Genomic DNA, 25508 nt, shown 5'->3' with positions numbered 1-25508 from the left:
TCGACGTCCGCACCCACACTGACCCCATGAGGACATCGATCGTCGCTGGCCCGGGTGACACCTGGGGCATCGCGGGCCCGGACTTCCTGTGGCTGTACGCCGGGCTCGCCGCACTCGCGATCATCACCGCGTTCATCTGGCGCCGTGCCGCCATGCGCGGTCCTTCGCTGCGCCGCGCCCGGGACCTGACCCCGACCCAGGCCGCGCTCCTCAACGGCGACCGGAAGCTGGCCGTCTACAGCTCCCTCGCCGCCCTGCGCGCCGCCGGCGCCATCGACACCAGCACCCGGGGCACCCTCCGGCAGACCGGCCCGCTGCCGGCCGGCGCCGGCGAGCTCGACCAGGCCGTGCACGAGACCGCCCGCCGTGGCCTCGCCGCCCGCAACGTGCAGACCGACTCCGCCGTCGTCGCCGTGCTCAAGCGCACCGAGGAGCAGCTGACCCTGGCCGGGTGGCTGCTCGACCCCGACCGCCGCCGCAACGTGCGGCGGGCGTGGCTGATCGTCCTCGCCGTCGTCGGGCTCGGCGTCGCCCGGATCGGCGCCGGCATCTTCAACGACCGCCCCATCGGCTTCCTGGTGATGCTGGTGTTCCCGGTCTTCGTCATCGCGCTGCTCTTCCGGGCCGTCCCCCGGGTCACCAGCAACGGCCGGGCGCTGCTGACCCGGATGCGGATGCGGGCCCAGCACCTGTCGCCGCGCCAGTCGCCGTCGTGGTCCACCTACGGCCCGGAGGCCGCGGCGCTCAGCATCGGGCTCTTCGGCGCCGGCGCGTTCTTCCTCGCCGACCCGGCGTTCGCCGAGTCCGCCGAGCTGCAGCGGCACGTCGCCGCCAGCGGTGGCGGCGGCTCCTTCGACAGCGGCTGGAGCGGCAGCTCCGACTCCGGCTCGTCCAGCTCCTGCGGCGGGTCGAGCTCGAGCTGCGGCGGCGGGTCGAGCTGCGGCGGCGGCGGAGGGTGCGGGGGATGACCACGGTCGGCATCGGCTGGCGGCCCGAGATCGCCGGTTACGTCGCCGGTCTCCCGGGGCTGCGGTTCACGGAGGTCGTCGCGGAGTCCGTACACCTGACGCACCCGCCGGCGATGCTCATGGACCTGGTCGACCGGGGCGTGCGGGTCGTGCCGCACGGGGTGCGGCTGTCGCTCGGCGGCGCCGAACCCGTCGACGACACCCGCGCGGCGCACCTGGCCCGCTGCGCCGAGCTGCTGCGGTCGCCGCTGGTCAGCGAGCACATCGCGTTCGTGCGGGCCGGCGGCGTCGAGGCGGGGCACCTGCTGCCGGTGCCCCGGACCCGGGAGGCGGTCGACGCGGTCGTCGCCAACGTCCGGCGCACCCAGGCGGCACTCGGCGGCGTCACCCTCGCCCTGGAGCCGATCGCCGCGCTGTTCGACTGGCCCGACCCGGAGCTGACTGAGGCGCAGTTCCTCACCGAGATCCTCGACCGGACCGGCTGCGCGCTCCTGCTCGACGTCGCCAACCTCCACGCCAACGCCCGCAACCGCGGCACCCCCGGTGACCTGCTCGACGGGCTGCCGCTGGAGCGGATCGCGTACGTGCACGTCGCCGGCGGGGCCGAGCACGACGGCTTCTACCACGACACCCACACCGACCCGACCCCGCCGGAGGTCCTCGACCTGGTCAAGGAGCTGTGCGCGCGGACCGGCCCGCCGGCGCTGATGCTCGAACGCGACGGCCACTACCCGGCCGCCGCCGAGCTGACCCGCGAGCTCGACGCCCTCTGCGCCGCCGCGGGCCTGCCCCGGATCACGGCATGACCCTGGCCGACCGGCAGCGGGCCCTCGTCGACGCGCTCGTCGCCGGCGGTGCCGTCCCCCCTGGTTTCGATGCGGCAGGTGTACGGGCAGCGGCCGTCGCCCTCCGCAGGAAACGCGCCGGCGAGGTGGCCCGTACATGGCCCTTCCTGGCGGCGTCGTACGGCGACCGCTGGCATCGCGCGTTCGCCGAGTGGGCGTCCGGGCGCCCGCCGCAGGGTTCGCTGCGCGACGGCTGGGACTTCGCCCGCTGCGCCGACCCCGCCACGCTGACGCCGCTCGCCCGGGACGAGCTCGCCGGGCGGGAGGCCGCCTTCCGCTACGACGGCGCAACCGCCCCGGTCCCCCGCGGGCGGCTCGCCGCCCGGCTGCGGCTGCTGCTGTCACGGCACGGATCCCGGTCCACGTGACCGGCGCGTTCTGAAACTTCTTGTATCAGGTGCCGCCCGTGTGTCCTCTAGTCAGGTGAGACGGCGCCGACTTCGGATTCGAGGCGCCCTGCGGAGACGGAGAGCCACATGCAGTTACGCTGCCGGCGGATGACGGGGGACGCGCTGGCCGACCTCGGTGACGACAACGGCGCGCCACCGTCGACGCCCTGGCTGCCGTCGGCCGCCGTCCTGCGCCGCCACGGCGCCCGCGTGCTGGAGCCCGGCGACGGCGTGTCCGCGCCGACGGTGTACCGGGCGGGCGTCCTGCTGTCGACCGCGCCGGCGAGCGAGCCGCCGGACACCCTCGAGCGCTGCAACCAGACCCTCGCCGGGTCCGGCATGCGCCTCGCCGAGAGCCACGCCGTGCCCGGCGGGCGCGGTGCCGCGGCGCACGGCCCCGACGGGCCCGCCCGGGAGCGGGCCGTGCGGCGGCGCGTGCGGTCCGTCCAGCTCGTCGCGGCGCACGGCGCCGACCCCGAGTCCGTCGACGCGTGGGCCGCGCTGAAGGCGTTGCGCGCCGGCGGCCACGGTGCGCACCTGTCGCTCGACCACCTGCTCTTCGGCGCCTCCATCGGCGGGGTGCCGATGACCGAGGGCTCCCCCATGACGGAAGGCTCTCCGATGACGGAGGGCTCGCCGATGACCGAAGGCTCCCCCATGACGGAGGGGTCCCCGATGACGGAGGGCAGCGCCTGGCGGTTCGCCGGCGGTGCCGGCCGCCGGCCGGTCGACCTCGTCCTCCCGCCGCCCCGCCGGCGCACCGCCGCGGAGCTCGGCGACCGGCGGCCCGTCGTCGCGATCCTCGACACGGGCATCTCCCCGCACGAGTGGCTCGACGTCCCCACCCCCGCCGGCTCGGCACTGCCCGCGGACGGGTTCACCACCGTCGACACCGAGCTGCAGGCCATGATCCTCGCCGCGCAGGACCAGCTCATCGCCGCCGGTCACTCCCTGCAACGCCTCCGCGACGCCTGGGAGCGGCAGATCAGCACCGGCTCCGTCGCCGGCGAGCTCGGCACCCACACGGGGCACGGCACGTTCATCGGCGGGCTCGTCCGGCAGGTCGCCCCCGACGCCACGGTCCTGCAGATCCGGGTCATGCACAGCGACGGCGTCGTCTACGAGAGCGACCTGCTCATCGCCCTCGACCGCCTCGCCGACGAGGTCGAAGCGGCCCAGGCGGGCACCGGCGGACGGATGGTCGACGTCGTCTGCCTGTCGCTGGGCTACTACCTCGAGAGCGCGGCCGACGGTTCGTACACCATCCGCCTCCAGGAACACGTCGACCGCCTGCTCGCGGCCGGGGTGGTCGTGGTCGCCGCCGCCGGGAACCACGCCACGTCCCGCGAGTTCTACCCCGCGGCCCTCGCGTGCGACGGGGAGCTGCCGGTGATGAGCGTCGGCGCCTTCCAGCCCAACGACGCCAAGGCCATGTTCAGCAACGACGGCCCCTGGGTCCGCTACTGGGCGCCCGGGTCGGCGCTGATCAGCACGTTCCCGAAGGTGCAGGGCAGCCGGGGCGCCGCGTACATCACCCCCGCGGGCAACGCCGGGGGCCGCCCCACCCGCCGCGAGACCCTCGACGACGACGACTACACGCGCGGCTTCGCCTCGTGGAGCGGCAGCTCGTTCGCCGCGGGTCTCGGCGCCGCCGAGGTCGCCGCGCTCCTGCTGGAGAACGCCGCCGCCGACCCGCAGCTGCGCCTCGACCAGCTGGACGCGAAGTCCACCACGCAACGGGCGCTGCGAGCCCTCGACGGGTTCCCGGGGTAGACCATGGCCGACTTCCAGCACTCCTCGGACGACGGGCTGCTCGCCGACCTGCGCCGCGTCGCCGGCCTGGTCGACCCCGTCCCCGCCGACCTGCTCTTCTCCCTCAGCGTCGCCGGGCTCGACATCGAGGTCTGTCGCCTCGTCCCGGCCCTGGACGGCGCGCTGGCCGGGGTCCGGGGCGACGAGGAGACCACCCGCGCCACCTTCGAGTCGGCGAGCCTCACCATCATGGTCGAATGGACCGCCGGCGCCGCCGGCACCGTCCGCCTCGACGGCTGGCTCGCTCCGCCCTCCCCCTGCCGCATCGAGCTGCGCACGGTCGACGGCCCGCAGACCATGGACACCGACGAGGGCGGCCGCTTCGCCGCCCAGCGGGTCACCCGCGGCGAGGTCCAGATCCGCGTCCACCCGACGAACGACCAAGAGGCCGATGGCGCCCGGACGGTGGTGACGCCATCGTTCGTGGTGTAGCCGCAACCTCACCGTCTCCGGCCGACCCGCGTGCCTCCACCGCCACGCGGGCCACACCCATGCCCATCCGCACCGCCCCTCCCGCCGCCGGCGGCCCGACGCGCGCCTTGCGAGCCGCCCCCGCCGCCGGCGGCCCGACGCGCGCCTTGCGACCCGCCACCGCCGCGCGTCCCCCCGCCGACAGTCCGGTGAAGGCCGCGCGATCCACCACCGCACCTTCCCCCGCCGGCAGGTCGAAGGGGGCCGCGCGACCCGCCACCGCCGCGCCTTTCCCCGCGGACAGTCCGACAGGCGCCGTGCGAGCCGCCGCCGCCGCGCCCGACGCCGGCAGTCCGGCGGGTGCCACGCGGCCCACAACCACCGCGCCTTTCCCCGCGGACAGTCCGGCAGGCGCCGTGCGAGCCGCCGCCACCGCGCCCGCCACCGCGAGTCCGGCGGGTGCCACGCGGCCCACCGTCACCGTCCCTTCCACCGCGGACAGTCCGGCAGGCGCCGTACGAGCCGCCGCCACCGCGCCCGACGCCGGCAGTCCGGCGGGTGCCACGCGGCCCACCGTCACCGTCCCTTCCCCCGCGGACAGTCCGGCGGGTGTTGCGGGACCCGGCGCCTTCGCGGGAGCCGGGCCGTCCGTGGCTGCCGGTTCCCCGAGCGGCGCTTCCCCGGCCGCGAGTGCGGTGGCGGGTGTGGCGGCACCGGCGGGGCGGGCGGCGGCGGACGGTGGGACGGACGCGGGCGAGCGGCGGGAAGTGGCGCGGGTGGTGCGGCTGCACCGGTCGGCGGTGCGGGCCGGGGCGGCCGGGAAGCCCGCCGCGGCGGCGAAGCGGGCGACCGAGGCGCTGCGGTTGCTGGGGTGGCCGGGGGCGGAGCCGTCCAGGCCGGCGCTGGCGGCGCGGCTGCTGCTGACGCTCGCGCACGCGGAGGCCGAGCAGGGGCGCACCGAGCTGGGGCTGGAGCTGCTCGACCGGGCCGAGACGCTCGCCGACCTGGCCGACGTCGGCACCGTGCTGCAGCAGCGGGGGCTGCTCCTGCTGCGGGTCGGGGAGATCGACGCGGCGCTGAAGCTGCTGGACGCGGCCGTGCCGGTGCTGCAGGAGCACGGGGAGCCGGCGGTCCTCGCGCGGACGCTGCTCAACCGGGGCGTCGTGCACCTCACCGCCGGGCGGGTCCGGCTGGCCCGGGCCGACCTGCTCCTGTGCCGCGAGCTCGCCGGTGCCCACGGGCTCGACCTGCTCGCGGCGAAGGTCGAGCACAACCTCGGCTACTGCGCACTCGCGGGCGGGGACGTGCCGGCGGCGTTGCAGACGTTCGACACGGCGGCGGACTCGCTGCGGCGGCTGCGCGCGGACGGGTTCCTCGCCATCTCGATGCTCGACCGGGCGCGGGCCCTGCTCGGCGCGGGCCTCGACACCGCCGCCGCGGAGGACCTCGACCGGTCGATCGAACTGCTCAAACGCCACCGTCTCAGCCAGGACCTCGGGGAGGCCGAGCTCGCCCGCGCCCAGGCCGCCCTCGGCAGCGGCGACCTGGCCGCCGCGGCCCTGTGGAGCGCCAGGGCCCGCGCCCGTTTCACCCGCCGCCGCAACCGCGCCTGGGCCGCCCTCGCCGCGTCGCTCCAGGTCCGCGTCGACCTCGCCAGCGCCGCCCGCACCCAGGCCGCCGCCCCCGTCCAGCCACCACCTGCCACTGGCCCCGTCCAGGCGCCACCGTCCACCACCCCTGTCCAGGCCGTGGGACTCGTCCAGCCACGACCTGCCGCCGCCCGCACCCAGCCGCCAACGGCCTTCGGCCCCGTCCAGCCACCACCGGCCACTGGACCCGCCCGGCCGCGGCCTGCTTCCGGCGAACCCGCACCGCCCGCCGACCCGGACCAGCCACCGGCCACCCGCCCCGCCATGCCGCAGCTTGCGCCTGGCGAACCCGCGCCCGGCAACCCGGACCAGCCACCTGCCACCGGGCCCACCCGGGCGCTGCTTGCCCACGGCGAACCCACGCCCGCCGCCGACCCGGACCAGCCACCGGCCACCCGTCCCGCCCGGCCACAGCATGGCCCTGGCGGACCCGCGGCCGCCGCCAATCCGGACCAGCCACCTGCCACCGGGCCCGGACGCCGGTCGGCGGCAGCGGCTGATTCCGTCCAGCCCGCCACGATCAGCAGCGACGTCCAGCCGGAAAGCAACGGCAGTCGTGTCGGGGTGGTTTCAGGGGTACATCAGCCGAAAAACCCAAATCGTCGGAAGTTGCTGGCCGTGGCCAGGCGGGCGACACGGCTGGCGGCGACGCTGCGGGGACTCGGGCTGCGGCACGACGCCGGCAGTGCGGAGCTGCTGGCGCTGCGGGCCAAAGTGGCGGCCGGTGACACCCCGCCGGCGGAGCAGCGGGCCCCGGCGCGCCGGGCTCTCGCCGCCGACGTGCCGCTCGACGTGCGGCTGCTGCACCGGCTCACCCGGGCCGAGCTGCACCGCGCCGACGGGCGGCCGCGGGCGGCGCTCGACGAGCTGCGCAAGGGGCTCGTGACGCTGCAGGAGCACCGGCGGCGGTTCGGCAGCCTGGAGCTGCAGAGCAGCGTCGCCGCGCTGGGGGCGGACCTCGGCGCGTACGGGCTGGACATCTCCTGGTCGCTCGGCCCGCCGAGCCTCGTCTTCAACTGGTCGGAGCGGTCCCGGGCCCAGTCGTTCCGCATCCGGTCCGTCCTGCCGCCGCAGGACCCGCAGATCGCCGAGGCCCTCGCGGAGCTGCGGCAGCTGCGCCGGGCCGTGCGCCTCGGCGAGCTCGAAGGCCGGCCCGAGCCGCTGCTGCGCGCCCGCTGCGCCGACCTCGAGCAGAGCATCCGCCGGCACGGCTGGTGGGCCGGCGACACCGAGGAGAGCCACGGCGCCGCCACCCACACCGAGGTGGCCGCCGAGCTCGCCCGCGCCGGCCGCTGCATGGTCAGCTACCTCGTCCGCCGCGACCGCCTGCACGCGCTCGTCCTCGCCGGCGGGGCGATCACGTCGGTGGAGCTCGGCCCGTACGCTCCCGTGGCCGAGTCCGTCCGCCGCCTCCTCAGCGACCTCGACACCGCGGCCGACCGGCGCCTCCCCGCGAAGCTCGCCGCGGTGGTGCGAGCCAGCGCCGACCGGCAGGCCGCCACCCTCGATCAGGCGTTGATCGCTCCTGTACTGGCGGCGCTCGGCCCCCACGACGTGGTGGTCGTGCCGACCCGGCAGCTCGCGGTGCTGCCCTGGGGGCTCCTGCCCAGCCTGCGGGGGCGGCCCGTGGCGGTGGCTCCGTCAGCGTCGGTGTGGCTCGCCGCACGGACCGCCGCCAACGCCGTCACCACCGGAGCGCCACTGCTCGTCGCGGGCCCGGACCTCGTCCACGCCGACGCCGAGATCGACGCGATCGCGCGGCTGTATCCGCGGGGCCGGGTCCTGCGGGGCGCCGACGCGACCGCGACCAGCGTCCTGGCCGGCATGGACGCCGCACCCGTCGTGCACGTCGCCGCGCACGGCCACCACGACACGCAGAACGTGCTCTTCTCCCGCCTGGAGCTCGGCGACGGCCCGCTGCTCGCGTACGAGCTGCAGCGCCTCGGCACCGCCCCCGGCCAGGTCGTCCTCTCCGCCTGCGACGTCGGCCGGGCGGTCGTGCGGGCCGGCGACGAGCTGGTCGGCTTCACCGCCGCCCTCCTGCACGCCGGCACCGCCAACGTCGTCGCCAGCGTCGCGCGCATCCCCGACGAGCTGGGCCCCGCCGTCATGGCCCACCACCACCGCGCGGTCGCGCTCGGCGTGTCACCGGCCCGTGCCCTGGCCGACCTGCCGGAGGCGACGCCGTTCGTCTGCTTCGGCGCGGGCTGACGGAGTTCGTGCAACCTCGGTGACGCGCTGTGGCGCCTTCACTGCAGAAGGTTCCACTGGTTTACGGGGGTACACCATGAAACTCGCGCTCTGCGTCGGCATCAACGACTACCCGGGCGTCTCCAACGACCTCTACGGCTGCCGCAACGACGCCGCCGACTGGACGGCGGCGCTGACCGCGCGCGGCTTCGACGTCCGCACCCTGCTCGACAGCGCCGCCTCGGGCGTGGCCATCCGCACCGGCATCGCCGACCTGCTCTCCCGCACCTCCGACGGCGACGCGGTCGTCATCACGTACTCCGGCCACGGCACCTGGGTCCCCGACCTCGACGGCGACGAACCCGACCAGCGCGACGAGGCGATCTGCCCGCACGACGTCGCCGCCAACGGCCCGCTGCTCGACGACGAGCTCTCCACCCTGTTCGCCACCGCCGCCCCCGGCGTCCGCGTCGTGCTGATCTCCGACTCCTGCCACTCGGGCACGCTGACGCGGCTCAGCCGCCCGCTCGGCGACGGCCGCTGCCCGACCCGCTTCCTGGCCCCGTCGACGTTCCTGCCCCTCGGCACCCCTACCCACGAGGCTGTTGCTCCGCGCGTCACCCGCCCCCGCTCGGCCGCGCTGCTGCTGTCGGCGTGCCGCGACACCGAGTACTCCTACGACGCCACCTTCTCGGGCCGCCCGAACGGCGCGTTCACGTACGTTGCCCTGACCACCCTCGCCGCCCTGCCGCCGGACGCGACGTACCGCGACTGGCTCAGGGCGATCAGGGCCCAGCTGCCGAGCCAGAACTATCCGCAGACCCCCGCCCTGCAGGCCACCCCCACCCAACACACCTGGCCCGTCCTCGCCTGACCTCTCTCCCATCCCGCCCGCGCCGTGACCTACACCACATTCCTCGCCATTCCCTCTCCCCATTCCCACCCCCTCTCGCATTGACGACCATCAACCACCCACCACGCGGCGGCGCGCTTTGCCGGACAACACGCGAATCGCCCGGACACGCCGTAACACTCCCCCACGCACTCATTTGATCCACTGAGGTCGATGACCCCCAGCCCCCCTTCTCCACCGCCGCTACTTTCCCATCAGCAACGATGCGCCCCACACCACGACCCCCACCCCCATCCCCCAGCGACGGCGGCGAAACAGAACACCTGAAGCCGGCCATCCAGACGAAGCGCTCGGCATCGACCCACACCGCAGCCCTGACCGCGCCGCTCCCGGCAACCGAGATCCTGCGGACCCCGTGGAAGCGCCTTGCCTCACCACCGACGCGGCGCACCCGTCCGGCAACCAGCGACGCTCACGCTCGATCCGCCAACCCCGGCCCGGCCGGCCCGCTCGGTGCCCATCCCCCAAGCCGGACACACAGCCGACCAACACGGCCATGATCGCGCCGGATGCGGCCGGGCAGTCTCAGCCAAACACGGAAGCCAGACCCACTCCCGAGGTCGAGCTCACGCAGGCACCCGGACGGGCACGCCCACGCGGACCGACAGTCCCAGGTGGACGCAGAGCCAGGCACAAGGTCGGGTTCGTACCAGGCTCACGCGCCCACGTCGTCGAGAGTGACGATGGCGGCGTCGGAGCCGGTCACACACGCGACAGGCAGCTGGCCGGACAACGGCCGCGGCCTCCCACGAAGCCGGGCCGAAGGGCGGCGTCGACCTCACGCGCCGACGTCGAGGGTGGCGGCGGCGAAGGCCGGCCACCCGCAACGGGCAGCCACCCGGACGGACACGGCCGCGCGGACACGCCCGGACGTGCGGGTCAAGCAGTCACAGTTGAACACGGGGCCAGACACACGGATCAGCGTCACGGAACGGATCTCCTCGGCCAGGAGACGAAGGCTGGGCAGACCGTCGGACGGACACCTGGTCGCAAGAGCACGCAGACACACGGTCAGGCAAGTACGCCCGGCAGACACAGCTGGACGGATCTAGCCGAACTGACGCAGCCGGACCGACACAGCCGGACCGACACAGCCGGACCGACACAGCCGGACCAGACACTGCCAGACAGGCAGCCCAGCTCACACAGCCCGCCACCACCACCCGCACCGGGCACCAGAACCGGCGGGAACCAGACCCTCGACTGTCGGCTCACGCCGCAACGCAGTCCCCGCCAGGCACGGCGCCCTGCAGGCCAGCATCCTCAAGGGCGCGGTCAAGGACGCCCTGCGCCGCACGGCTGAGGCGGGCACAGCCAGGCGAGGCGCAACCAGACATACAGCGGGTTGACGCGACCGAACCCACGCGACCGAACCCACGCGGCCATGCAGATCCCGCCGGACACGCAGTCGTGGCGCACGCCGCTGGGCAGGGACTCGGCCACGGACGGTCGGGGGAAGCGGAAACGGCAGGCCCTGGGCGTGGTTGGTGGTGAGTGCGGCGTGTGCGGAGCGCCCGGGGTCGGGTTCGGCTACGGAGTTGGGGTGGGGACGGGGCCGGAAGGGGCGGTCTGGTGGGGAGGGTCTGGTTCATCGGAGGAGTGGATGTCTTCGGAGTGAGCTGGGGAATGAACTCCTGCGTGGGGACTGTCCGCGGAAGCAAGGCCCCCGGGAACAGCACCACCGGAAGCAGCGCCCGCAGAGGCAGCGGCCCCGGAAACAGCACCCTCCGAAGCGACGCGCGTAAGAGCAACGCCTCCGGAAGCAGGGGTCGCGGAAGCAACGCTCGCAGGAGCAACGCCTGAGGAAGCAGCGCTCGCAGAAGCAGCGGCCCCGGAAACAGCACCCTCCGAAGCGACGCCCGCAAGAGCAACGCCTCCGGAAGCAGGGGTCGCGGAAGCAACGCTCGCAGGAGCAACGCTCGCGGAGGCAGTGCTTGCGGGAGCAGGGTCCGCGGAGGCGGCGCCCGCAGAGGCAGCGGCCGCGGGAACAGCGCCCTCCGAAGCGACGCCCGCAAGGGCAACGCCTCCGGAAGCCGAGGCAGCAGGAGCAGCGCTCGCGGAAGCAACGCTCGCGGAGGCAGTGCTTGCGGGAGCAGGGTCCGCGGAGGCGGCGCCCGCAGAGGCAGCGGCCGCGGGAACAGCGCCCTCCGAAGCGACGCCCGCAAGAGCAACGCCTCCGGAAGCCGAGGCAGCAGGAGCAGCGCTCGCGGAAGCAACGGTCGCGGGAGCAACGGTCGCGGGGGCGGTGCTTGCGGGGGCAGGGTCTGCGGAGGCGGCGCCGGCTAACGCGGTGGCTGCGGGCGCCGAGTCTGAAGACGGAGTGGCTGGTGAGGGGGTGCTGGAGGGGGTGTCGGAAGGCGGCACGAGCAGCGGTAGGGGTGGGGAGTCGACCAGGGCGAACTGGGTCTTGTAGAGCTCCGCATACAGGCCGCCCGCTGTGACGAGGGTGTCGTGGGTGCCGTGCTCGACGATGCGGCCGTTGTCGACGACGAGGATCTGGTCTGCGGCGCGGATGGTGGAGAGGCGGTGGGCGATGACGAGGGCGGTGCGGCCGGTGAGGGCCTCGGCGAGGGCGCGCTGGACGGCGGCCTCGGACTCGGAGTCGAGGTGGGCGGTGGCTTCGTCGAGGATGACGATGGAGGGGGCGCGGAGCAGGAGGCGGGCGATGGCGATGCGTTGCTTCTCGCCGCCGGAGAAGCGGTAGCCGCGCTCGCCGACGACGGTGGCGAGGCCGTCGGGGAGGGACTCGACGAGGTCGCCGACCTGGGCACGGCGCAGGGCGGTCCAGAGCTCGTCGTCGGTGGCGCCGGGCTTCGCATAGCGCAGGTTCTCGGCGATGGTCTCGTGGAAGAGGTGCGAGTCCTGGGTGACGACGCCGATGGTGTCGCGCAGCGACTGCAGGGTCGCGTCGCGGACGTCGATGTCGCCGACGAGGACGGCGCCGCCGGTGACGTCGTAGACGCGCGGGACGAGCATGGCGGTGGTGGACTTGCCGGCGCCCGAGGGGCCGACGAGCGCGACCATCTGGCCCGGCTCGACGGTGAAGGACACGCCCTTGAGCACCTCGTCGGTGACGGTGCGGTCCAGCGACGCGACGTCTTCCAGCGACGCGAGGGAGACCTCGGCGGCGCTCGGGTAGCGGAAGCGGACGTCGCGGAGCTCGACCTTCGCCGCGCCGGGCGGCAGCGGGCGGGCGTCGGGGCGCTCGGCGATGCCGGGGGCGAGGTCGAGGACCTCGAAGACCCGCTCGAACGACACGAGCGCGCTCATCACGTCGACCCGGACGTTGGACAGCGCGGTCAGCGGGCCGTAGAGCCGGGTGAGCAGCAGCGCCAGGGTGACGACGGTGCCGGCGGTGATCTGGCCGTGCACGGCGAACCAGCCGCCGAGACCGTAGGTGAGCGCCTGGGCGAGGGAGGCGACGAGCAGCATGCTGACGAAGAACACGCGGCTGTACATCGCGGTCTGGATGCCGATGTCGCGGACCCGGCCGGCCCGGTCGGCGAAGCGGGCCGCCTCGGTCTCCGGCCGGCCGAAGAGCTTGACCAGCAGGGCGCCGGCGACGCCGAAGCGCTCGGTCATCGTCGCGTTCATCGTGGCGTCGAGCTGGTAGGCCTCGCGGGTGATCGCGGCGAGCCGCTTGCCGACCCGGCGGGCCGGGAGGATGAAGACCGGCAGCATGACCAGCGACAGCAGCGTCACCTGCCACGACAGGGTGACCATGACCGCGGCGGTGAGGACGAGCTGGATGACGTTGCTGACGACGCCGGACAGGGTCGAGGTGAACGCGCGCTGCGCGCCCTGCACGTCGTTGTTGAGCCGGCTGACCAGCGCGCCGGTCTGCGTGCGGGTGAAGAACTGCAGCGGCATGAGCTGCACGTGCCCATAGACCTGGGTGCGCAGCGACAGGATGATGCCTTCGCCGATGCGGGCGGAATACCACCGCTGGACGAGGGAGAGCAGGGCGTCGGCGACGGCGAGGGCGCCGATGAGCAACGCGACCCGCACGACCGCGGTGCCGGCGTGGGGGCCACCGGCATTGATCTTGTTGATGACGTCACCGGCGAGGTAGGGCGTGGCGACGCCGATGCCCGCGCCGAACACGACGGTGACGAGGAAGACGCTGATGTCGCCGCGATAGGGCCGGGCGAAGGCGAGGATGCGCTTCGCCGTGCCGCGGGCCAGGCGCTTGCCGGCCAGCTCGTCGGCCTTGCGCAGGGAGCGCAGGGTCTCCCACCCGGCCATGCTGCTCGGCGACGTCATTCGAAACCCCCCGGTCGGAGAACTTGAAGCCCAAGCATGCCCGGGGGGTACGACAAATTATTCGCCGAGGCCCGCCAGATCCTGGATCCGGCGCACCTGCGCGGCCCGCTCGACGGCCTCCTGCTGGGCGAACGTGTGCCCGCCCGCGGCCGCGATCAGCGCCTTGATCTCCACGACCGCGTCGCGGGAGCCCGCCAGGACGGCCGCGGTGAGATCACCGACGGCGTCCCCCAGATCAGCCGGGGGAACCACCGCGTTGGCCAGGCCGATCTGCGACGCTTCGCCGGCGTGCACGCGCCGGCCGGTGACGCACAGCTCCAGAGCCCGCGCATAACCGACCAGCTCGACGAGCCGCTTGGTGCCACCGAGGTCCGGGACGAGCCCGAGGGACACCTCGGCCATGCAGAACTTCACGTCCTCGGCCACGACCCGGAAGTCGCAGGCGAGAGCGAGCTGGAATCCGGCGCCGATGGCGTGGCCGTGGACCGCCGCGATCGAGATCAGCGACGGCTGCCGGAGCCAGGCGAACGCCTCCTGGTACTGCGCGATCTGCGCGTCGGAGACGCCGCCGAGGATGGACGCGGCGACCGAGGTGTCGAGCCCGGCTGAGAAGGCCCGACCGGAGCCGCGCACGACGACCACCCGAACGTCGCCCGGCAGTGACCGGCCGAACGCCCGGAGGTCGGCCCACAACGCGGGGGTCTGCGCGTTGAGAACCTCGGGCCGGTCCAACGTCACCGTTGCGACCGGCCCTTCGACGTCGAAACGCGCCTCTCCCGACGTGGGAGCGGCGTTCACGCCTTCTTGCGGCGCCGGGCACCGCCACGCTGACGAAGCTGAACGCCAGATTCGGTCAGCACCCGGTGCACGAATCCATAGGATCGACCGGTGGAAGCGGCGAGCGCGCGGATACTCTCACCGTTGGTGTACCGCTTCACGAGGTCCTTCGCCAGCGTCTGCCTTTCGGCGCCGACGATCCGGCGACCCTTCTCGGTGCTGGTGGTGGCGGTGGCTGCCATGCTGATCCCTCACGTCCCAGACAGAGCGGTTGGTGCGGTCCCACCTATTAGACCGCCTCGAACGATCATGCGCTAGATATCGACGGCACGCCAACCGACACGCACAGCATTGTCGCCTACCCGATACCGTGATGCGCCGTGATGAGCGAACCCTCCACCGCCCAACCATGGACAGCGCATCGTGAGCGTCGCGATGCGCTCCGTTGGGTTGCCTTCGGCCTGCTCGGGCTCGCTGTCGCCGCGCTCGCGGTGCAGCTCGACGCCCGTCTGGGCACCGCAAGCGCGCCCTTCCTCGGCAGGTACAAGATCAGGGTCGGGCCGGGCAGCGTACTGGCGCCGCTGGTGGCCGCGGCGGTACTGTGGTCTGCGTCACAGGGCGCCCTCGAGCGACGATCCTGGCGAAAAATTCAGCTTTTCGGGTACTGCGCCGGCCTGACGTGGGCAATCGCTTTGGCGCTTGTCGATGGCTGGTCGGGCCTTACGAAAGCCCTCGGTTCGCCGGAGGAATATCTGGGTGACGTTAGGCGGGTCGGCGACGATCCCCTCGCATACCTCAGACATTTCACCGCCGACGCGCCGGCCCACTCGGTCGCCTCCCGGGGCCATCCGCCGGGTCCCGTTCTGTTTTTGTGGCTGGCCGACCGAATCGGCGTCGACAACCACGTCGTCCTCGGATTCCTGATCACCGCATTGTCGGCGCTGACGATTCCGCTGGTGTTGTCGGCGGTGCGTGACTCCGTCGGCGAGGCGGCCGCGCGGCGGTACCTGCCGGTGCTCGTCCTCGCCCCGTACGCCATCTGGGTCGCCGTCAGCCTCGATGGCCTGGTGGCGACCCTGGGCGCGGCCGCGATCGTGTGCGGCCTCCGGGCAAGTCGCACGAAAGTCCGGAAAAAGGCAGTCTGGGCGCTCGCGGCGGGGCTGCTCGTGGGCGTCGCGGCGCTGTTCTCGTACTCGGCCCCCTGGCTCGGCCTGTCGATCGTCTGCGTCTACTTCGCCCGGCGGCGGGCGTTCCTCAACATCGTGACGGGCATCGGCGCCCTCGTGCCGGTCCTGGGGGCGCAGCTGCTCGGCTTCGGCTGGGCGGACGGCCTGGTGGCCGCGGAGACCGACTATGCCAGCCGGGTCGCGCCCTACCGGTCGGTGCTGTGGTGGAGCGCGATCAGCGTCGTCGTCCTGCTGCTCGCCACCGGCCCGGCGATCGTCGCCAGCGCGCGGAAGCTGCGCAACACGGCCGCCTGGCCGTTCCTGGTGGGCGCGGGGGCGGCCGTGGTGTTCTCGATCGCGGCGGGGCTCGCCAGGGGCGGCGTGGAGCACGCCTGGCTGCCGTTCTTCCCGTGGCTCACGGTCGCCGCGGTGGCGCCGGAGAAGCCGGCCGGCGAGCTGCCCCCGACCCCGCTGCTGCTCACAGCGGTCGGGGCAGCCCTCGCGGTCGTCGTCGAAGCCGTGCTGATCACGCCCTGGTGAAACCTCAGGCGAGTTCCACGAGCTCCAGCAGGTCGTCGCTCCACGCGTCCTCCACGCCGTCGGGCAGGAGGATCGCGCGGTCCGGCTTCAGGGCCGTGACCGCGCCGGGGTCGTGCGTGACGAGGACGATCGCCCCGGGGTAGCGGGCGATCGCGTCGAGGACCTGCTCGCGGCTGATCGGGTCGAGGTTGTTGGTCGGCTCGTCGAGCAGCAGCACGTTGGCGCCGGAGCAGACCAGCGTGGCGAGCGCGAGCCGGGTCTTCTCACCGCCGGACAGGACCCCGGCGGGCTTGTCGACGTCGTCGCCGGTGAACAGGAACGCGCCGAGGATCTTGCGCAGCTCGGTGTCGTTCTGGTCCGGGGCGGCGGAGCGCATCAGCTCCAGGATCGTGCGGTCGACGTCGAGCTGCTCGTGCTCCTGGGCGTAGTACCCGCGCTGCAGGCCGTGCCCGGCGTGGACCTCGCCGGTGTCGGGCTCCAGCTCCCCGGCGAGCATCCGCAGCAGGGTGGTCTTGCCGGCGCCGTTGAGGCCGAGGATCGCGACCCGGGAGCCGCGGTCGACGGCGACGTCGACGTCGACGAAGATCTCCAGGGACCCGTACGTCTTCGACAGCCCGGACGCCGTCAGCGGGGTCTTGCCGCACGGCTTCGGGTTGGGGAAGCGGACCTTCGCGACCTTGTCGGAGACCCGGACCTCTTCCAGGTCGCCCAGCATCCGCTCGGCGCGGCGGGCCATGTTCTGCGCGGCGACGGTCTTGGTGGCCTTGGCCCGCATCTTGTCTGCCTGCGCCATGAGAGCGCCGGCCTTCTTCTCGGCGTTGGCCCGCTCGCGCTTGCGGCGCTTCTCGTCGGTCTCGCGCTGCTGCTGGTACAGCTTCCAGTTGAGGTTGTAGAAGTCGATCGTCGCGCGGTTGGCGTCGAGGTACCACACCTTGTTGACGATCGCGTCGAGCATCTCCACGTCGTGGGAGATCACCACGAGGCCACCCTTGTGGCTGGACAGGAAGTTGCGCAGCCAGGCGATGGAGTCGGAGTCGAGGTGGTTGGTCGGCTCGTCGAGCAGCAGGATGCCGCCGCCGGTCGCCGCCGCGTCACGGAACAGGATGCGGGCCAGCTCGATCCGGCGGCGCTGACCGCCGGAGAGCGTGCCGATGGTCTGGGCGAGCACCCGGTCGGGCAGGCCGAGGTTGGCGCAGATGCGGGCGGCCTCGGCCTCGGCCGCGTAGCCGCCGAGCCCGGCGAACTGGTCCTCCAGCTGCCCATACCGCCGGATGAGCCGCTCGTCGTCGCCGAGCGTGGCCTCCAGTGCCTTCATCTCGGCGTAGATGGTGTCCAGGCCGCGGGCGGACAGCACCCGGTCGCGGGCGGTCACGTCGAGGTCGCCGGTGCGGGGGTCCTGCGGCAGGTAGCCGACGGGGCCGCGGCGCTCGACGGAGCCGGCGTGCGGGGTGCCCTCACCGGCGAGGACCTTGAGGGTGGTGGTCTTGCCGGCACCGTTGCGGCCGACGAGACCGATGCGGTCGCCGGGCTGGATGCGCAGGTTGATGTCGCTGAGGAGGATGCGCGCGCCCGCGCGCAGCTCAAGACCCGTGGTCGTGATCACAGGAAGGACTCGCTCTCGCAATGTTCAAGGGGAAAGTGGACAGACTCCTGGCGTGGAACCGGGGGTCACTCCCTCTGGGTGCGAGTCACGGGGCATATCGTACCGTGCGCACCACCCCGAGCCGCCACACGATTACGTCACAAGATCATCGGGTACCGACGCAGCAGACGCCGATCGATCCCCCCCGTCTGAAGAGGTGTGCCATGGAGTTCAACGACGATGCTGATCTCGACAGCAGCCAGGTCAACGACCTGCGCGGGTCGACCAGTGGCGGCGGCGGTGGCGGTGGCGGCCTCGGTGGCATCCCGATCCCCCTCCCGGGTGGCGGCGGCGGGAAGATGGGCCTCATCATCACCCTGGTCGTCCTGGCGCTGGTGATCTGCGGCGGCGGTGGCCTCTTCGGCAGCGGCATGCTCGGCGGCGGGGGCGGCGGCAACCAGCAGGCCGACAACTCCGACATCGAGAAGCGCTGTGACAAGTCCAACAAGGACCGGTTCAACGACGCCGACTGCCGCAACCTGCTGTACGTCAACTCCGTCCAGGCCTACTGGAAGGCGGAGCTGCCGCAGGCGTTCGGCAAGCAGTACCAGCAGGCGAAGACGAACTACTTCAACGGCGCCGTGAACACCGGCTGCGGCCAGGCGGACTCCGGCGTCGGGCCCTTCTACTGCCCGGCCGACAGCCAGGTCTACATCGACCTGACCTTCTACAAGGAGCTGTCGAGCCGCTTCGGCGCCAAGGGCGAGTTCGCCGCCCCGTACGTCATCGCCCACGAGTACGGCCACCACATCCAGAACCTGCTCGGCACCAACGCCAAGGTCCAGCAGGGCGACACCGGCCCCACCTCGGGCTCGGTGCGCCTGGAGCTGCAGGCCGACTGCTACGCCGGCACCTGGGCCTTCCACGCCACGGAGACCAAGGACAAGGAGGGCGACGCCGTGCTGTTCACCTCCATCACGCAGGCGGACATCAACGAGGCGATCGAGGCGGCCGAGGCGATCGGCGACGACACGATCCAGAAGAAGTCCGGCGGCGGCGTCAACCCGGACGGCTTCACCCACGGCACGTCCGCGCAGCGCAAGAAGTGGTTCACGCAGGGCTTCAACACCGGCGACCCGCGCCAGTGCGACACCTTCTCCACCAGCAACCTGTGACGCTGGTCGAGCTGCGGCAGGTGTACCGGGGGCACGCCGCCCCCGGCACCGCCGCCGGGATGCGCGCCTACATGCGCGACCAGTTCGACTTCCTCGGCATCCCGTCGCCGGTACGACGGAAGCTGGACAAGCCGTTCCTGCGGACGGACGAGCCCCTGCGGCTGGCGCAGGAGTGCTGGACGCAGCCGGAGCGGGAGTTCCAGTACTTCGCCTGCGACCTGCTGACCAGGCACGCGAAGCACCTCACCGCGGCGGACCTGCCCGCCCTGCGCGCCCTCATCACGACCAAGCCCTGGTGGGACACGGTCGACCTGCTCGCCGCCAACGTCGTCGGGCCGGTCGTCCACCACGACCAGACCCCGATGGACGCCTGGATCGAGGACGACGACCTGTGGGTGGTACGGACCGCGATCCTGCACCAGTTGAGGTACCGCGAGGCGACCGACCCGCGACGGCTCTTCTCGTACAGCGGCCGATGGAAACACGAGCAGGACTTCTTCATCCGCAAGGCCATCGGCTGGGCCCTGCGCGAGTATGCGAAGACCGACCCGGACGCGGTGCGCGCCTTCGTCGCGGCGAACCCGGACCTGTCCGGCCTGTCCAGGCGGGAAGCGCTGAAGAATATCGGTGGCGGCACTCCGGCACCGGCGCCATGATGCACGCCATGAACCGACGCCTCCTGATCGCAGCCCCCGCCAGCTCCGGCGAACGGGCGAAGCGACAGACCGGCGCCCTGACGGAGGCGAGCCACAAGCAGCGATCGTGAGCGCGGGCCTCGGGGAGGTCGTCCTCTCCGGGATGCTCGCCGGCTACGGGGTCGCGGTGCCGGTCGGCGCGATCGGCGCCCTGATCGCCGGGCTCGCCGCCCGCACCGGCTGGCGGACCGGCGCCGGCGCCGCGATGGGGGTGGCCACCGCCGACGGGATCTACGCGGTGATCGCCGTCCTCGGCGGCGCGGCCCTCGCGGGGCTCATCGCGCCGATCTCCGCTCCCCTGCGTTGGGTCGCCGCCGTGGTACTGGTGGCGCTCGCCGTCAAGACCGCCGCCGACGCCCTGCGGCACCGCCACGAGGCCGCGCGCCCCAGGGACACGGACGGCAGGATGACCCGACCGGCCGGCGCGTACTTCGCGCTGCTCGGCCTGACCATGCTCAACCCGGCGACGATCGTCTACTTCGGCGCGCTCGTCCTCGGCCGCCGCGCCGACGACGGCCTGTCCGCGGCCGGCGAGACCGTCTGGGTCCTGTCGGCGTTCGTGGCGTCGGCGAGCTGGCAGCTGCTCATCGCCGGCGGCGGCACCCTGCTCGGCAAGGTCCTCACCGGCCCGCGCGGCAGGCTGTGGACCGCGCTGACGTCCAGCGCCGTGATCGCCGTCCTCGCCGTCATCCTGGTCGTGTGACCTTTTGCCGCGCTCGCGCGTGATGTCGGCATGAGGGATGCCGAAGGGTTCGCCGAGTGCTACGCGCTGCAGTTCCGGCAGATCGCCGCCCAGCTGAGCGTGTACCTCGGCGACCTCGACGAGGCGCGGGACCTGACCCAGGAGGCGTTCGTGCGCGCCTGGCAGCGCTGGGACCGCATCAGCCGCTACGAGGAGCCCGCGACGTGGATCCGCCGCGTCGCGTGGAACCTCGCCACGTCGCGCCTGCGCCGCCTGCGGGTCGCGCTGCGACATCAACGCGGCGCCAGGCTCGAGCTGGTGCCCGGCCCGGACGAGCACGGCGGGCACGGCGTGGCGATCCGCGACGCGCTCGCCGCGCTGCCCGACGGCCAGCGCCGCGCCGTGGTCCTGCACTACCTGGTGGGGCTGCCGGTGGCGGAGATCGCCGAGCTGTGCCGGGTCCGTGAGGGCACGGTGCGCACCTGGCTGTACCGGGCCCGGCAGTCCCTCGCGGCCATGTTGGACGACTTCCGAGAGGCACACCGATGAACCAGCAGCTGCACGACGCGCTCCGCGCCGAGTACGAGCTCGCCCACGACACGATCCGCCCCGACGGCGTCGCCGCCGTGCACACGGGCGCCGCCCGCAGGAGGCGCCGGCACATGGCCGCCGGCGCCGCGGTCCTGGCCCTGGCCGTCGCCGGAGCCGGGGCGGTCACGTGGCGCCTGCTGCCCGGCGACGGACCGGCGCAGATGGCCGCCGGGCCGGACTGCGACCGGCCCGGCCACAACGTGGCGCTCTTCCTCAAGAGCGACGTCACCGAGGAGCAGAAACAGCAGCTGGACCTGGCGCTGCGCAGCTCCCCCGAGGTCTACTGCCTGGCCTACGAGACCAGGGAGGAGGCCTGGGAGCGGTTCAAGGTCGAGTTCAGCGACGCGCCGGACCTCGTCGCGGCGACCAAGGTCGATCAGCTCCCCGAGGCGTTCCGCTTCCGGGTCGCCAAGGTGCGCGAGGCCGACGTGGTGGAGCAGCGGATCCATGGCCTGCACGGCTACTTCGACTACATCTGCTCCTGCAAGACCGCCACGCCGACCAAGCCCCGCTGAACGCCCTTCGCTGATCGCTCTTCGCTGATCGCTCTTCGCCGAAACGTCTCGTCAGACGTTGAAGCCCAGGGCGCGCAGCTGGTCGCGGCCCTCGTCGCTGATCTTGTCCGGGCCCCACGGCGGCAGCCACACCCAGTTGATCCGGATGTCGCTGACCAGGCCGCCGCCCGGGCCGGTGCACAGCGCCTGGCGGGTCTGGTCCTCGATGACGTCGGTCAGCGGGCACGCCGCGGACGTCAGCGTCATGTCGAGGGTCGCGACGTTGTCCTCGTCGACGTGGATGCCGTACACCAGGCCAAGGTCAACGACGTTGATCCCGAGCTCCGGGTCGACGACGTCCTTCATCGCCTCTTCGATGTCGGCGAGCACCGCGGTCATGCCTTCTCCTCACTCGGGACGGCTCGGCTGAGCGCGTCCTTGTACGCCATCCACGCCAGCAGGGCACACTTCACCCGGGCCGGGTACTTCGCCACGCCGGCGAACGCCACCGCGTCCTCCAGCACCGCCTCGTCGGGCTCGACCTGACCGCGGCCGCCCATCAGCTCCGTGAACGCCTCGTGCCGCCGCAGCGACTCCTGCACGGTGCCGCCCTTGAGCAGCTCGTGCAGGATGCTCGCGGACGCCTGGCTGATCGAGCAGCCGACGCCCTCGTACGACACGTCCGCGACGGTGTCGCCCTTGATCGACACGCGCAGGGTCACCTCGTCGCCGCAGGTCGGGTTGACGTGGTGGGCCTCGGCGTCGAACGGCTCGCGCAGGCCACGGCCGTGCGGCCGCTTGTAGTGATCCAGGATGATCTCCTGGTAGAGCTGGTCCAGCTTCATGCGAAGACCTTCCGCACCCGCTCCAGGCCGCGGACCAGCGCATCGATCTCGTTGGTCGTGGTGTACAGGTAGAACGACGCCCTCGTGGTCGCCGGCACCCCGAAGCGCACGCAGGTCGGGCGGGCGCAATGGTGTCCGACCCGGACCTGCACGCCCTCGTCGTCCAGGATCTGCCCGACGTCGTGCGGGTGGACGCCGTCGACGGTGAAGGAGATCGTCGCGCCGCGCTCTTCCGTCGTGGTCGGGCCGATGATCCGCACGTCCGGCGTCGCGGTCAGGGCGTCGAGGGCATACGCGGTGAGCTGCTTCTCGTACGCCTGGATCGCGTCCATGCCGACGGCGCTGAGATAGTCGACGGCTGCGCCCAGACCCACGGCCTCCGCGATCGGCGGCGTGCCGGCCTCGAAGCGGGCGGGTGGCGGCATGAACGTCGAGCCGGTCATCGCGACCGTCTCGATCATCGAACCGCCGCCCAGGAACGGGGGCATGGCGTCGAGCAGCTCGAACCGGCCCCACAGCCCGCCGATGCCGGTCGGGCCGAGCATCTTGTGACCGGTGAACGCGACGAAGTCGGCGCCGAGCGCGGTCACGTCAACGGGGATGTGCGGCACCGACTGGGAGCCGTCGAGCAGCACCAGCGCGCCGACCTGCCGGGCCCGGGCGACGAGGACGTCGACGGGGTTGATCGTGCCGAGGATGTTGGAGTAGTGGACCACCGAGACGAGCTTCGTGCGCTCGTTGACGATCTCGTCGATCGCCGACAGGTCGAGCCGGCCCTCGTCGGTGAGCCCGAACCAGCGCAGCGTCGCGCCGGTGCGCTGCGCGAGCAGCTGCCACGGCACGATGTTGGAGTGGTGCTCCATCTCGGTGATGACGATCTCGTCGCCGGGACCGATCCGCAGGCGCGGGTCGTCGGCGTGCGCCGTGAAGGCGTGCGCTACGAGGTTGATCGCCTCGGTCGAGTTCTTCGTGAACACGATCTCGGCGGCGGTGCCGGCGCCGACGAACGCGGCGACCTTCTCGCGGGCGCCCTCGAACGCCTCGGTCGCCTCGGTGCCGAGCGTGTGCACGGACCGGGCGACGTTGGCATTGTGCAGCTCATAGTGCTCCCGGACCGCGTCGATCACCTGGCGAGGCTTCTGCGACGTGTTCCCGGAGTCGAGGTAGACGAGAGGTTTGCCGTTGACTTCCCGATCGAGGATCGGGAAGTCCTTCCGTACGGCGTCGACATCCAGCGCGTTCATGATTCCCCTAAGCGTGGTGCGTCGCCGGTCCCGCACCGGCCAGGTAGCGCTCGTAGCCTTCGGCCTCGAGCTGCTCGGCGAGCTCCGGCCCGCCCTCTTCGACGATCCGCCCGCCGACGAACACGTGCACGAAGTCGGGCTTGATGTACCGCAGGATCCGCGTGTAGTGCGTGATGAGCAGCAGGCCGGTGTCGCCGCTCTCGCGGACCCGGTTGACACCCTCGCTGACGATGCGCAGCGCGTCGATGTCGAGGCCGGAGTCGGTCTCGTCGAGCACCGCGATCTTCGGCTTGAGCAGCTCCAGCTGCATGATCTCGTGCCGCTTCTTCTCACCGCCGGAGAAGCCCTCGTTGACGTTGCGCTGCGCGAACGCCGGGTCCATCTGCAGCTTCTCCATGGCGCCGCGCAGCTCGCCGGCCCAGGTGCGCAGCTTCGGAGCCTCACCGTCGATCGCGGTCTTCGCGGTCCGCAGGAAGTTGGCGACCGACACGCCGGGGACCTCGACCGGGTACTGCATCGCCAGGAACAGGCCGGCGCGGGCCCGCTCGTCGACGGTCATCGCCAGCACGTCCTGGCCGTCGAGGGTCACCGAACCACCGGTGACCTGGTAGCGCGGGTGACCGGCGATCGAGTACGCCAGGGTCGACTTGCCCGAGCCGTTGGGGCCCATGATGGCGTGGGTCTCCCCCGCCCCGACGGTCAGATCGACCCCGGCGAGGATCGGCTTCAGCTCACCGTCAGGCAGCTTCACCGACACCTGCAGGTTGCTGATCTCCAGCGTGCTCACTTCGTCACTCCGTTACTGGGATTCAAGTCGATGTAGACGTCGCCGTCGCGGATCTCGACGGGGTAGACCGGGACCGGCTCGGTCGCCGGAAGGCCGGTCGGCTCGCCGGTGCGCAGGTCGAAGCGCGAGCCGTGCAGCCAGCACTCCAGAGTGCAGCCCTCGACCTCGCCCTCCGACAGCGCGACCGCGGCGTGCGAGCACTCGTCGTAGACGGCGTAGAAGTTGTCGTCGTCGGCGTGGACGAGCGCGATCTCGGTCCCTTCGACCTCGACCTGCCGCACCGTCCCCTTGCCCACCTCGGCCGCCGCACACACTCGGATCACGTGCCGGCCGCCTCGAGACGTGCGTCGATGGCCTCGCCCAGCCGGTCGCGCAGCGACTCGACCGGGATCTTGTGCAGCAGCTCCGCGAAGAAGCCGCGGACCACGAGCTTGCGCGCCTGCTCGTCCGGGATGCCCCGGGACATCAGGTAGAACAGCTGCTCGTCGTCGAACCGGCCGGTGGCGCTGGCGTGGCCCGCGCCGGCGACCTCGCCGGTCTCGATCTCCAGGTTGGGCACCGAGTCGGCACGCGCCCCGTCGGTCAGCACCAGGTTGCGGTTGATCTCGTACGTGTCGGTGCCGGTCGCCTCGGCCCGGATCAGCACGTCGCCGACCCACACCGTGTGCGCCTCCTGACCCTGCAGCGCGCCGCGGTACGCGACGTAGCTGCGGCAGTCGGGGACCGAGTGGTCGACGAGCAGCCGGTGCTCCATGTGCTGCCCGGCGTCGGCGAAGTAGAGCCCGAACGCGTCGATCTCGCCGCCGCGACCGGTGTAGTCGACGCTGGTGTACTGCCGGACCAGGTCGCCGCCGAGCGTGACCTGGACGTGCGTGACCTTCGCGTCCCGGCCGAGCCGGAACCGGACGTGCTGCGCCTGGACGGCGTCGGCGTCCCAGTCGGTGACCGTGACCAGCGTGAGCCTGGCCGCGTCGCCGACGAGCACCTCGACGTTGTCGGCGAGCGTGACCGAGCCGACCTGCTCCAGCACCACGGTCGCCTCGGCGAGCCGGCCGACCTCGACGACGGTGTGGCCGAACGCGACCTCGGTGCTCGAGCCGACGAGCCGCACCACGGCGGCGGTCTCCGGCACGGCGTTGGCCGCCACCGACACGACCAGCGTCTCGGTGGCCCCGCCTGCGGCGAGGGCGCTGATCCGGTCGAACGGGGTCAGTGCCTCGCCGAGCTTCCGCTCGGTGCTCTCGACGGTCACGCCCTCCGGCAGCTGCAGCGTCTCCGCCTTCGGCGCTGTCACGCCCTGTGCGTCGGCGCCGCCCGTCGCCAGCCCTCGCAGGCGCTTGAGCGGGGTGAACCGCCACTCCTCCTCCCGCCCGGTGAGGGCGGGGAAGTCGGCGACGTCGAACGAGCGGACCTGCTGCGCGCGGGTCTTCGGGGGAACAAGGACGGGTGCGCTCATTCCGCCGCCTCCGCTTCGCTCCAGCGTCGGCCTG

22 protein-coding genes and 1 pseudogene are annotated in these 25508 nt (G+C 72.7%); 13 read left to right on the top strand and 10 right to left on the bottom strand.

Annotated elements, in window-relative coordinates; translation table 11 throughout:
- The first annotated feature begins 26 nt into the window (after nt 1-26).
- The 7 genes from AB0I21_RS30040 to AB0I21_RS30010 all read left to right on the top strand — a co-directional run bounded on the left by AB0I21_RS30040 (nt 27) and on the right by AB0I21_RS30010 (nt 9138).
- Complete coding sequence (locus AB0I21_RS30040; RefSeq protein ID WP_360566155.1) at nt 27-968, top strand: TIGR04222 domain-containing membrane protein; 942 nt, start codon at nt 27-29, stop codon at nt 966-968.
- On the top strand, nt 965-1774 hold the full coding sequence (locus AB0I21_RS30035; RefSeq protein WP_360566153.1) for a DUF692 domain-containing protein: 810 nt from the start codon (nt 965-967) through the stop codon (nt 1772-1774). The genes AB0I21_RS30040 and AB0I21_RS30035 overlap by 4 nt, the downstream gene beginning before the upstream one ends.
- Nucleotides 1771-2181, top strand: coding sequence for a hypothetical protein (locus AB0I21_RS30030; protein ID WP_344502972.1), 411 nt, complete (start codon nt 1771-1773; stop codon nt 2179-2181). Before AB0I21_RS30035 ends, AB0I21_RS30030 begins: the two co-directional genes overlap by 4 nt.
- Nucleotides 2182-2310: 129 nt before the next feature.
- Nucleotides 2311-3975, top strand: a complete 1665-nt coding sequence (locus tag AB0I21_RS30025; protein ID WP_360566151.1) for a S8 family serine peptidase — start codon at nt 2311-2313, stop codon at nt 3973-3975.
- A 3-nt stretch (nt 3976-3978) separates the two neighbouring features.
- Nucleotides 3979-4446, top strand: a complete 468-nt coding sequence (locus AB0I21_RS30020) for a hypothetical protein (protein WP_360566149.1) — start codon at nt 3979-3981, stop codon at nt 4444-4446.
- Between the two features lie 683 nt (nt 4447-5129).
- Nucleotides 5130-8285, top strand: coding sequence for a CHAT domain-containing protein (locus tag AB0I21_RS30015; RefSeq protein WP_360566147.1), 3156 nt, complete (start codon nt 5130-5132; stop codon nt 8283-8285).
- 76 nt (nt 8286-8361) lie between these two features.
- Nucleotides 8362-9138 (top strand): caspase family protein, encoded by a 777-nt coding sequence (locus AB0I21_RS30010; protein ID WP_360566146.1) that lies wholly within the window; start codon nt 8362-8364, stop codon nt 9136-9138.
- A gap of 2418 nt (nt 9139-11556) precedes the next feature.
- On the opposite strand, the pseudogene AB0I21_RS30005 reads toward AB0I21_RS30010, so the two are convergent.
- The 3 genes and pseudogenes from AB0I21_RS30005 to AB0I21_RS29995 all read right to left on the bottom strand — a co-directional run.
- A pseudogene (locus AB0I21_RS30005) lies at nt 11557-13440 on the bottom strand (ABC transporter ATP-binding protein); the annotation flags it as partial.
- Nucleotides 13441-13497: 57 nt separating this feature from the next.
- A complete protein-coding gene (locus tag AB0I21_RS30000) occupies nt 13498-14238 on the bottom strand; it encodes an enoyl-CoA hydratase/isomerase family protein (protein ID WP_344502977.1) in 741 nt (246 codons plus the stop codon).
- Complete coding sequence (locus tag AB0I21_RS29995; RefSeq protein ID WP_033359767.1) at nt 14235-14459, bottom strand: helix-turn-helix domain-containing protein; 225 nt, start codon at nt 14457-14459, stop codon at nt 14235-14237. Before AB0I21_RS29995 ends, AB0I21_RS30000 begins: the two co-directional genes overlap by 4 nt.
- Nucleotides 14460-14600: 141 nt before the next feature.
- On the opposite strand from AB0I21_RS29995, the gene AB0I21_RS29990 reads away from it, so the two are divergent.
- A complete protein-coding gene (locus AB0I21_RS29990) occupies nt 14601-15923 on the top strand; it encodes a hypothetical protein (protein WP_360566222.1) in 1323 nt (440 codons plus the stop codon).
- A 4-nt stretch (nt 15924-15927) separates the two neighbouring features.
- Here the strand turns inward: AB0I21_RS29990 and AB0I21_RS29985 are convergent, their stop codons facing one another.
- Complete coding sequence (locus tag AB0I21_RS29985) at nt 15928-17526, bottom strand: ABC-F family ATP-binding cassette domain-containing protein (RefSeq protein WP_354888122.1); 1599 nt, start codon at nt 17524-17526, stop codon at nt 15928-15930.
- A 203-nt stretch (nt 17527-17729) separates the two neighbouring features.
- On the opposite strand from AB0I21_RS29985, the gene AB0I21_RS29980 reads away from it, so the two are divergent.
- The 5 genes from AB0I21_RS29980 to AB0I21_RS29960 all read left to right on the top strand — a co-directional run bounded on the left by AB0I21_RS29980 (nt 17730) and on the right by AB0I21_RS29960 (nt 21163).
- On the top strand, nt 17730-18680 hold the full coding sequence (locus AB0I21_RS29980; protein ID WP_360566143.1) for a neutral zinc metallopeptidase: 951 nt from the start codon (nt 17730-17732) through the stop codon (nt 18678-18680).
- Nucleotides 18677-19336 carry a DNA alkylation repair protein gene (locus AB0I21_RS29975; protein WP_360566141.1) on the top strand — a complete coding sequence of 220 codons (660 nt, stop codon included), beginning with the start codon at nt 18677-18679 and terminating at the stop codon, nt 19334-19336. Before AB0I21_RS29980 ends, AB0I21_RS29975 begins: the two co-directional genes overlap by 4 nt.
- A 142-nt stretch (nt 19337-19478) precedes the next feature.
- Entirely contained in the window at nt 19479-20078 is a 600-nt protein-coding gene (locus AB0I21_RS29970) for a LysE family transporter (RefSeq protein ID WP_360566221.1), read from the top strand.
- Between the two features lie 30 nt (nt 20079-20108).
- Entirely contained in the window at nt 20109-20606 is a 498-nt protein-coding gene (locus tag AB0I21_RS29965; protein ID WP_360566139.1) for a sigma-70 family RNA polymerase sigma factor, read from the top strand.
- Nucleotides 20603-21163, top strand: a complete 561-nt coding sequence (locus AB0I21_RS29960) for a permease-like cell division protein FtsX (RefSeq protein ID WP_360566137.1) — start codon at nt 20603-20605, stop codon at nt 21161-21163. The genes AB0I21_RS29965 and AB0I21_RS29960 overlap by 4 nt, the downstream gene beginning before the upstream one ends.
- Nucleotides 21164-21214: 51 nt before the next feature.
- On the opposite strand, the gene AB0I21_RS29955 is transcribed toward AB0I21_RS29960, so the two are convergent.
- The 6 genes from AB0I21_RS29955 to sufD are packed head-to-tail and all read right to left on the bottom strand — an operon-like array spanning nt 21215 to nt 25474.
- Nucleotides 21215-21541 (bottom strand): metal-sulfur cluster assembly factor, encoded by a 327-nt coding sequence (locus tag AB0I21_RS29955; RefSeq protein WP_360566135.1) that lies wholly within the window; start codon nt 21539-21541, stop codon nt 21215-21217.
- The gene (gene sufU, locus AB0I21_RS29950; protein ID WP_344502984.1) at nt 21538-21987 is read right to left on the bottom strand and encodes a Fe-S cluster assembly sulfur transfer protein SufU; all 450 of its coding nucleotides are present in this window, start codon (nt 21985-21987) and stop codon (nt 21538-21540) included. Before sufU ends, AB0I21_RS29955 begins: the two co-directional genes overlap by 4 nt.
- Nucleotides 21984-23231 carry a cysteine desulfurase gene (locus AB0I21_RS29945; protein ID WP_360566133.1) on the bottom strand — a complete coding sequence of 416 codons (1248 nt, stop codon included), beginning with the start codon at nt 23229-23231 and terminating at the stop codon, nt 21984-21986. The genes sufU and AB0I21_RS29945 overlap by 4 nt, the downstream gene beginning before the upstream one ends.
- 7 nt (nt 23232-23238) lie before the next feature.
- Nucleotides 23239-24018: a Fe-S cluster assembly ATPase SufC gene (gene sufC / locus AB0I21_RS29940; RefSeq protein WP_354888140.1), complete on the bottom strand. Its 780-nt coding sequence runs from the start codon at nt 24016-24018 to the stop codon at nt 23239-23241.
- Complete coding sequence (locus AB0I21_RS29935) at nt 24015-24341, bottom strand: non-heme iron oxygenase ferredoxin subunit (protein WP_344502987.1); 327 nt, start codon at nt 24339-24341, stop codon at nt 24015-24017. The genes sufC and AB0I21_RS29935 overlap by 4 nt, the downstream gene beginning before the upstream one ends.
- The gene (gene sufD / locus AB0I21_RS29930) at nt 24338-25474 is read right to left on the bottom strand and encodes a Fe-S cluster assembly protein SufD (protein WP_360566131.1); all 1137 of its coding nucleotides are present in this window, start codon (nt 25472-25474) and stop codon (nt 24338-24340) included. Before sufD ends, AB0I21_RS29935 begins: the two co-directional genes overlap by 4 nt.
- Nucleotides 25475-25508 lie beyond the last annotated feature (34 nt).

Source organism: Dactylosporangium sp. NPDC050588 (genome assembly GCF_040654975.1).
GTDB lineage: Bacteria > Actinomycetota > Actinomycetes > Mycobacteriales > Micromonosporaceae > Dactylosporangium > Dactylosporangium maewongense.
This window is presented reverse-complemented; position numbering and strand designations above follow the sequence as displayed.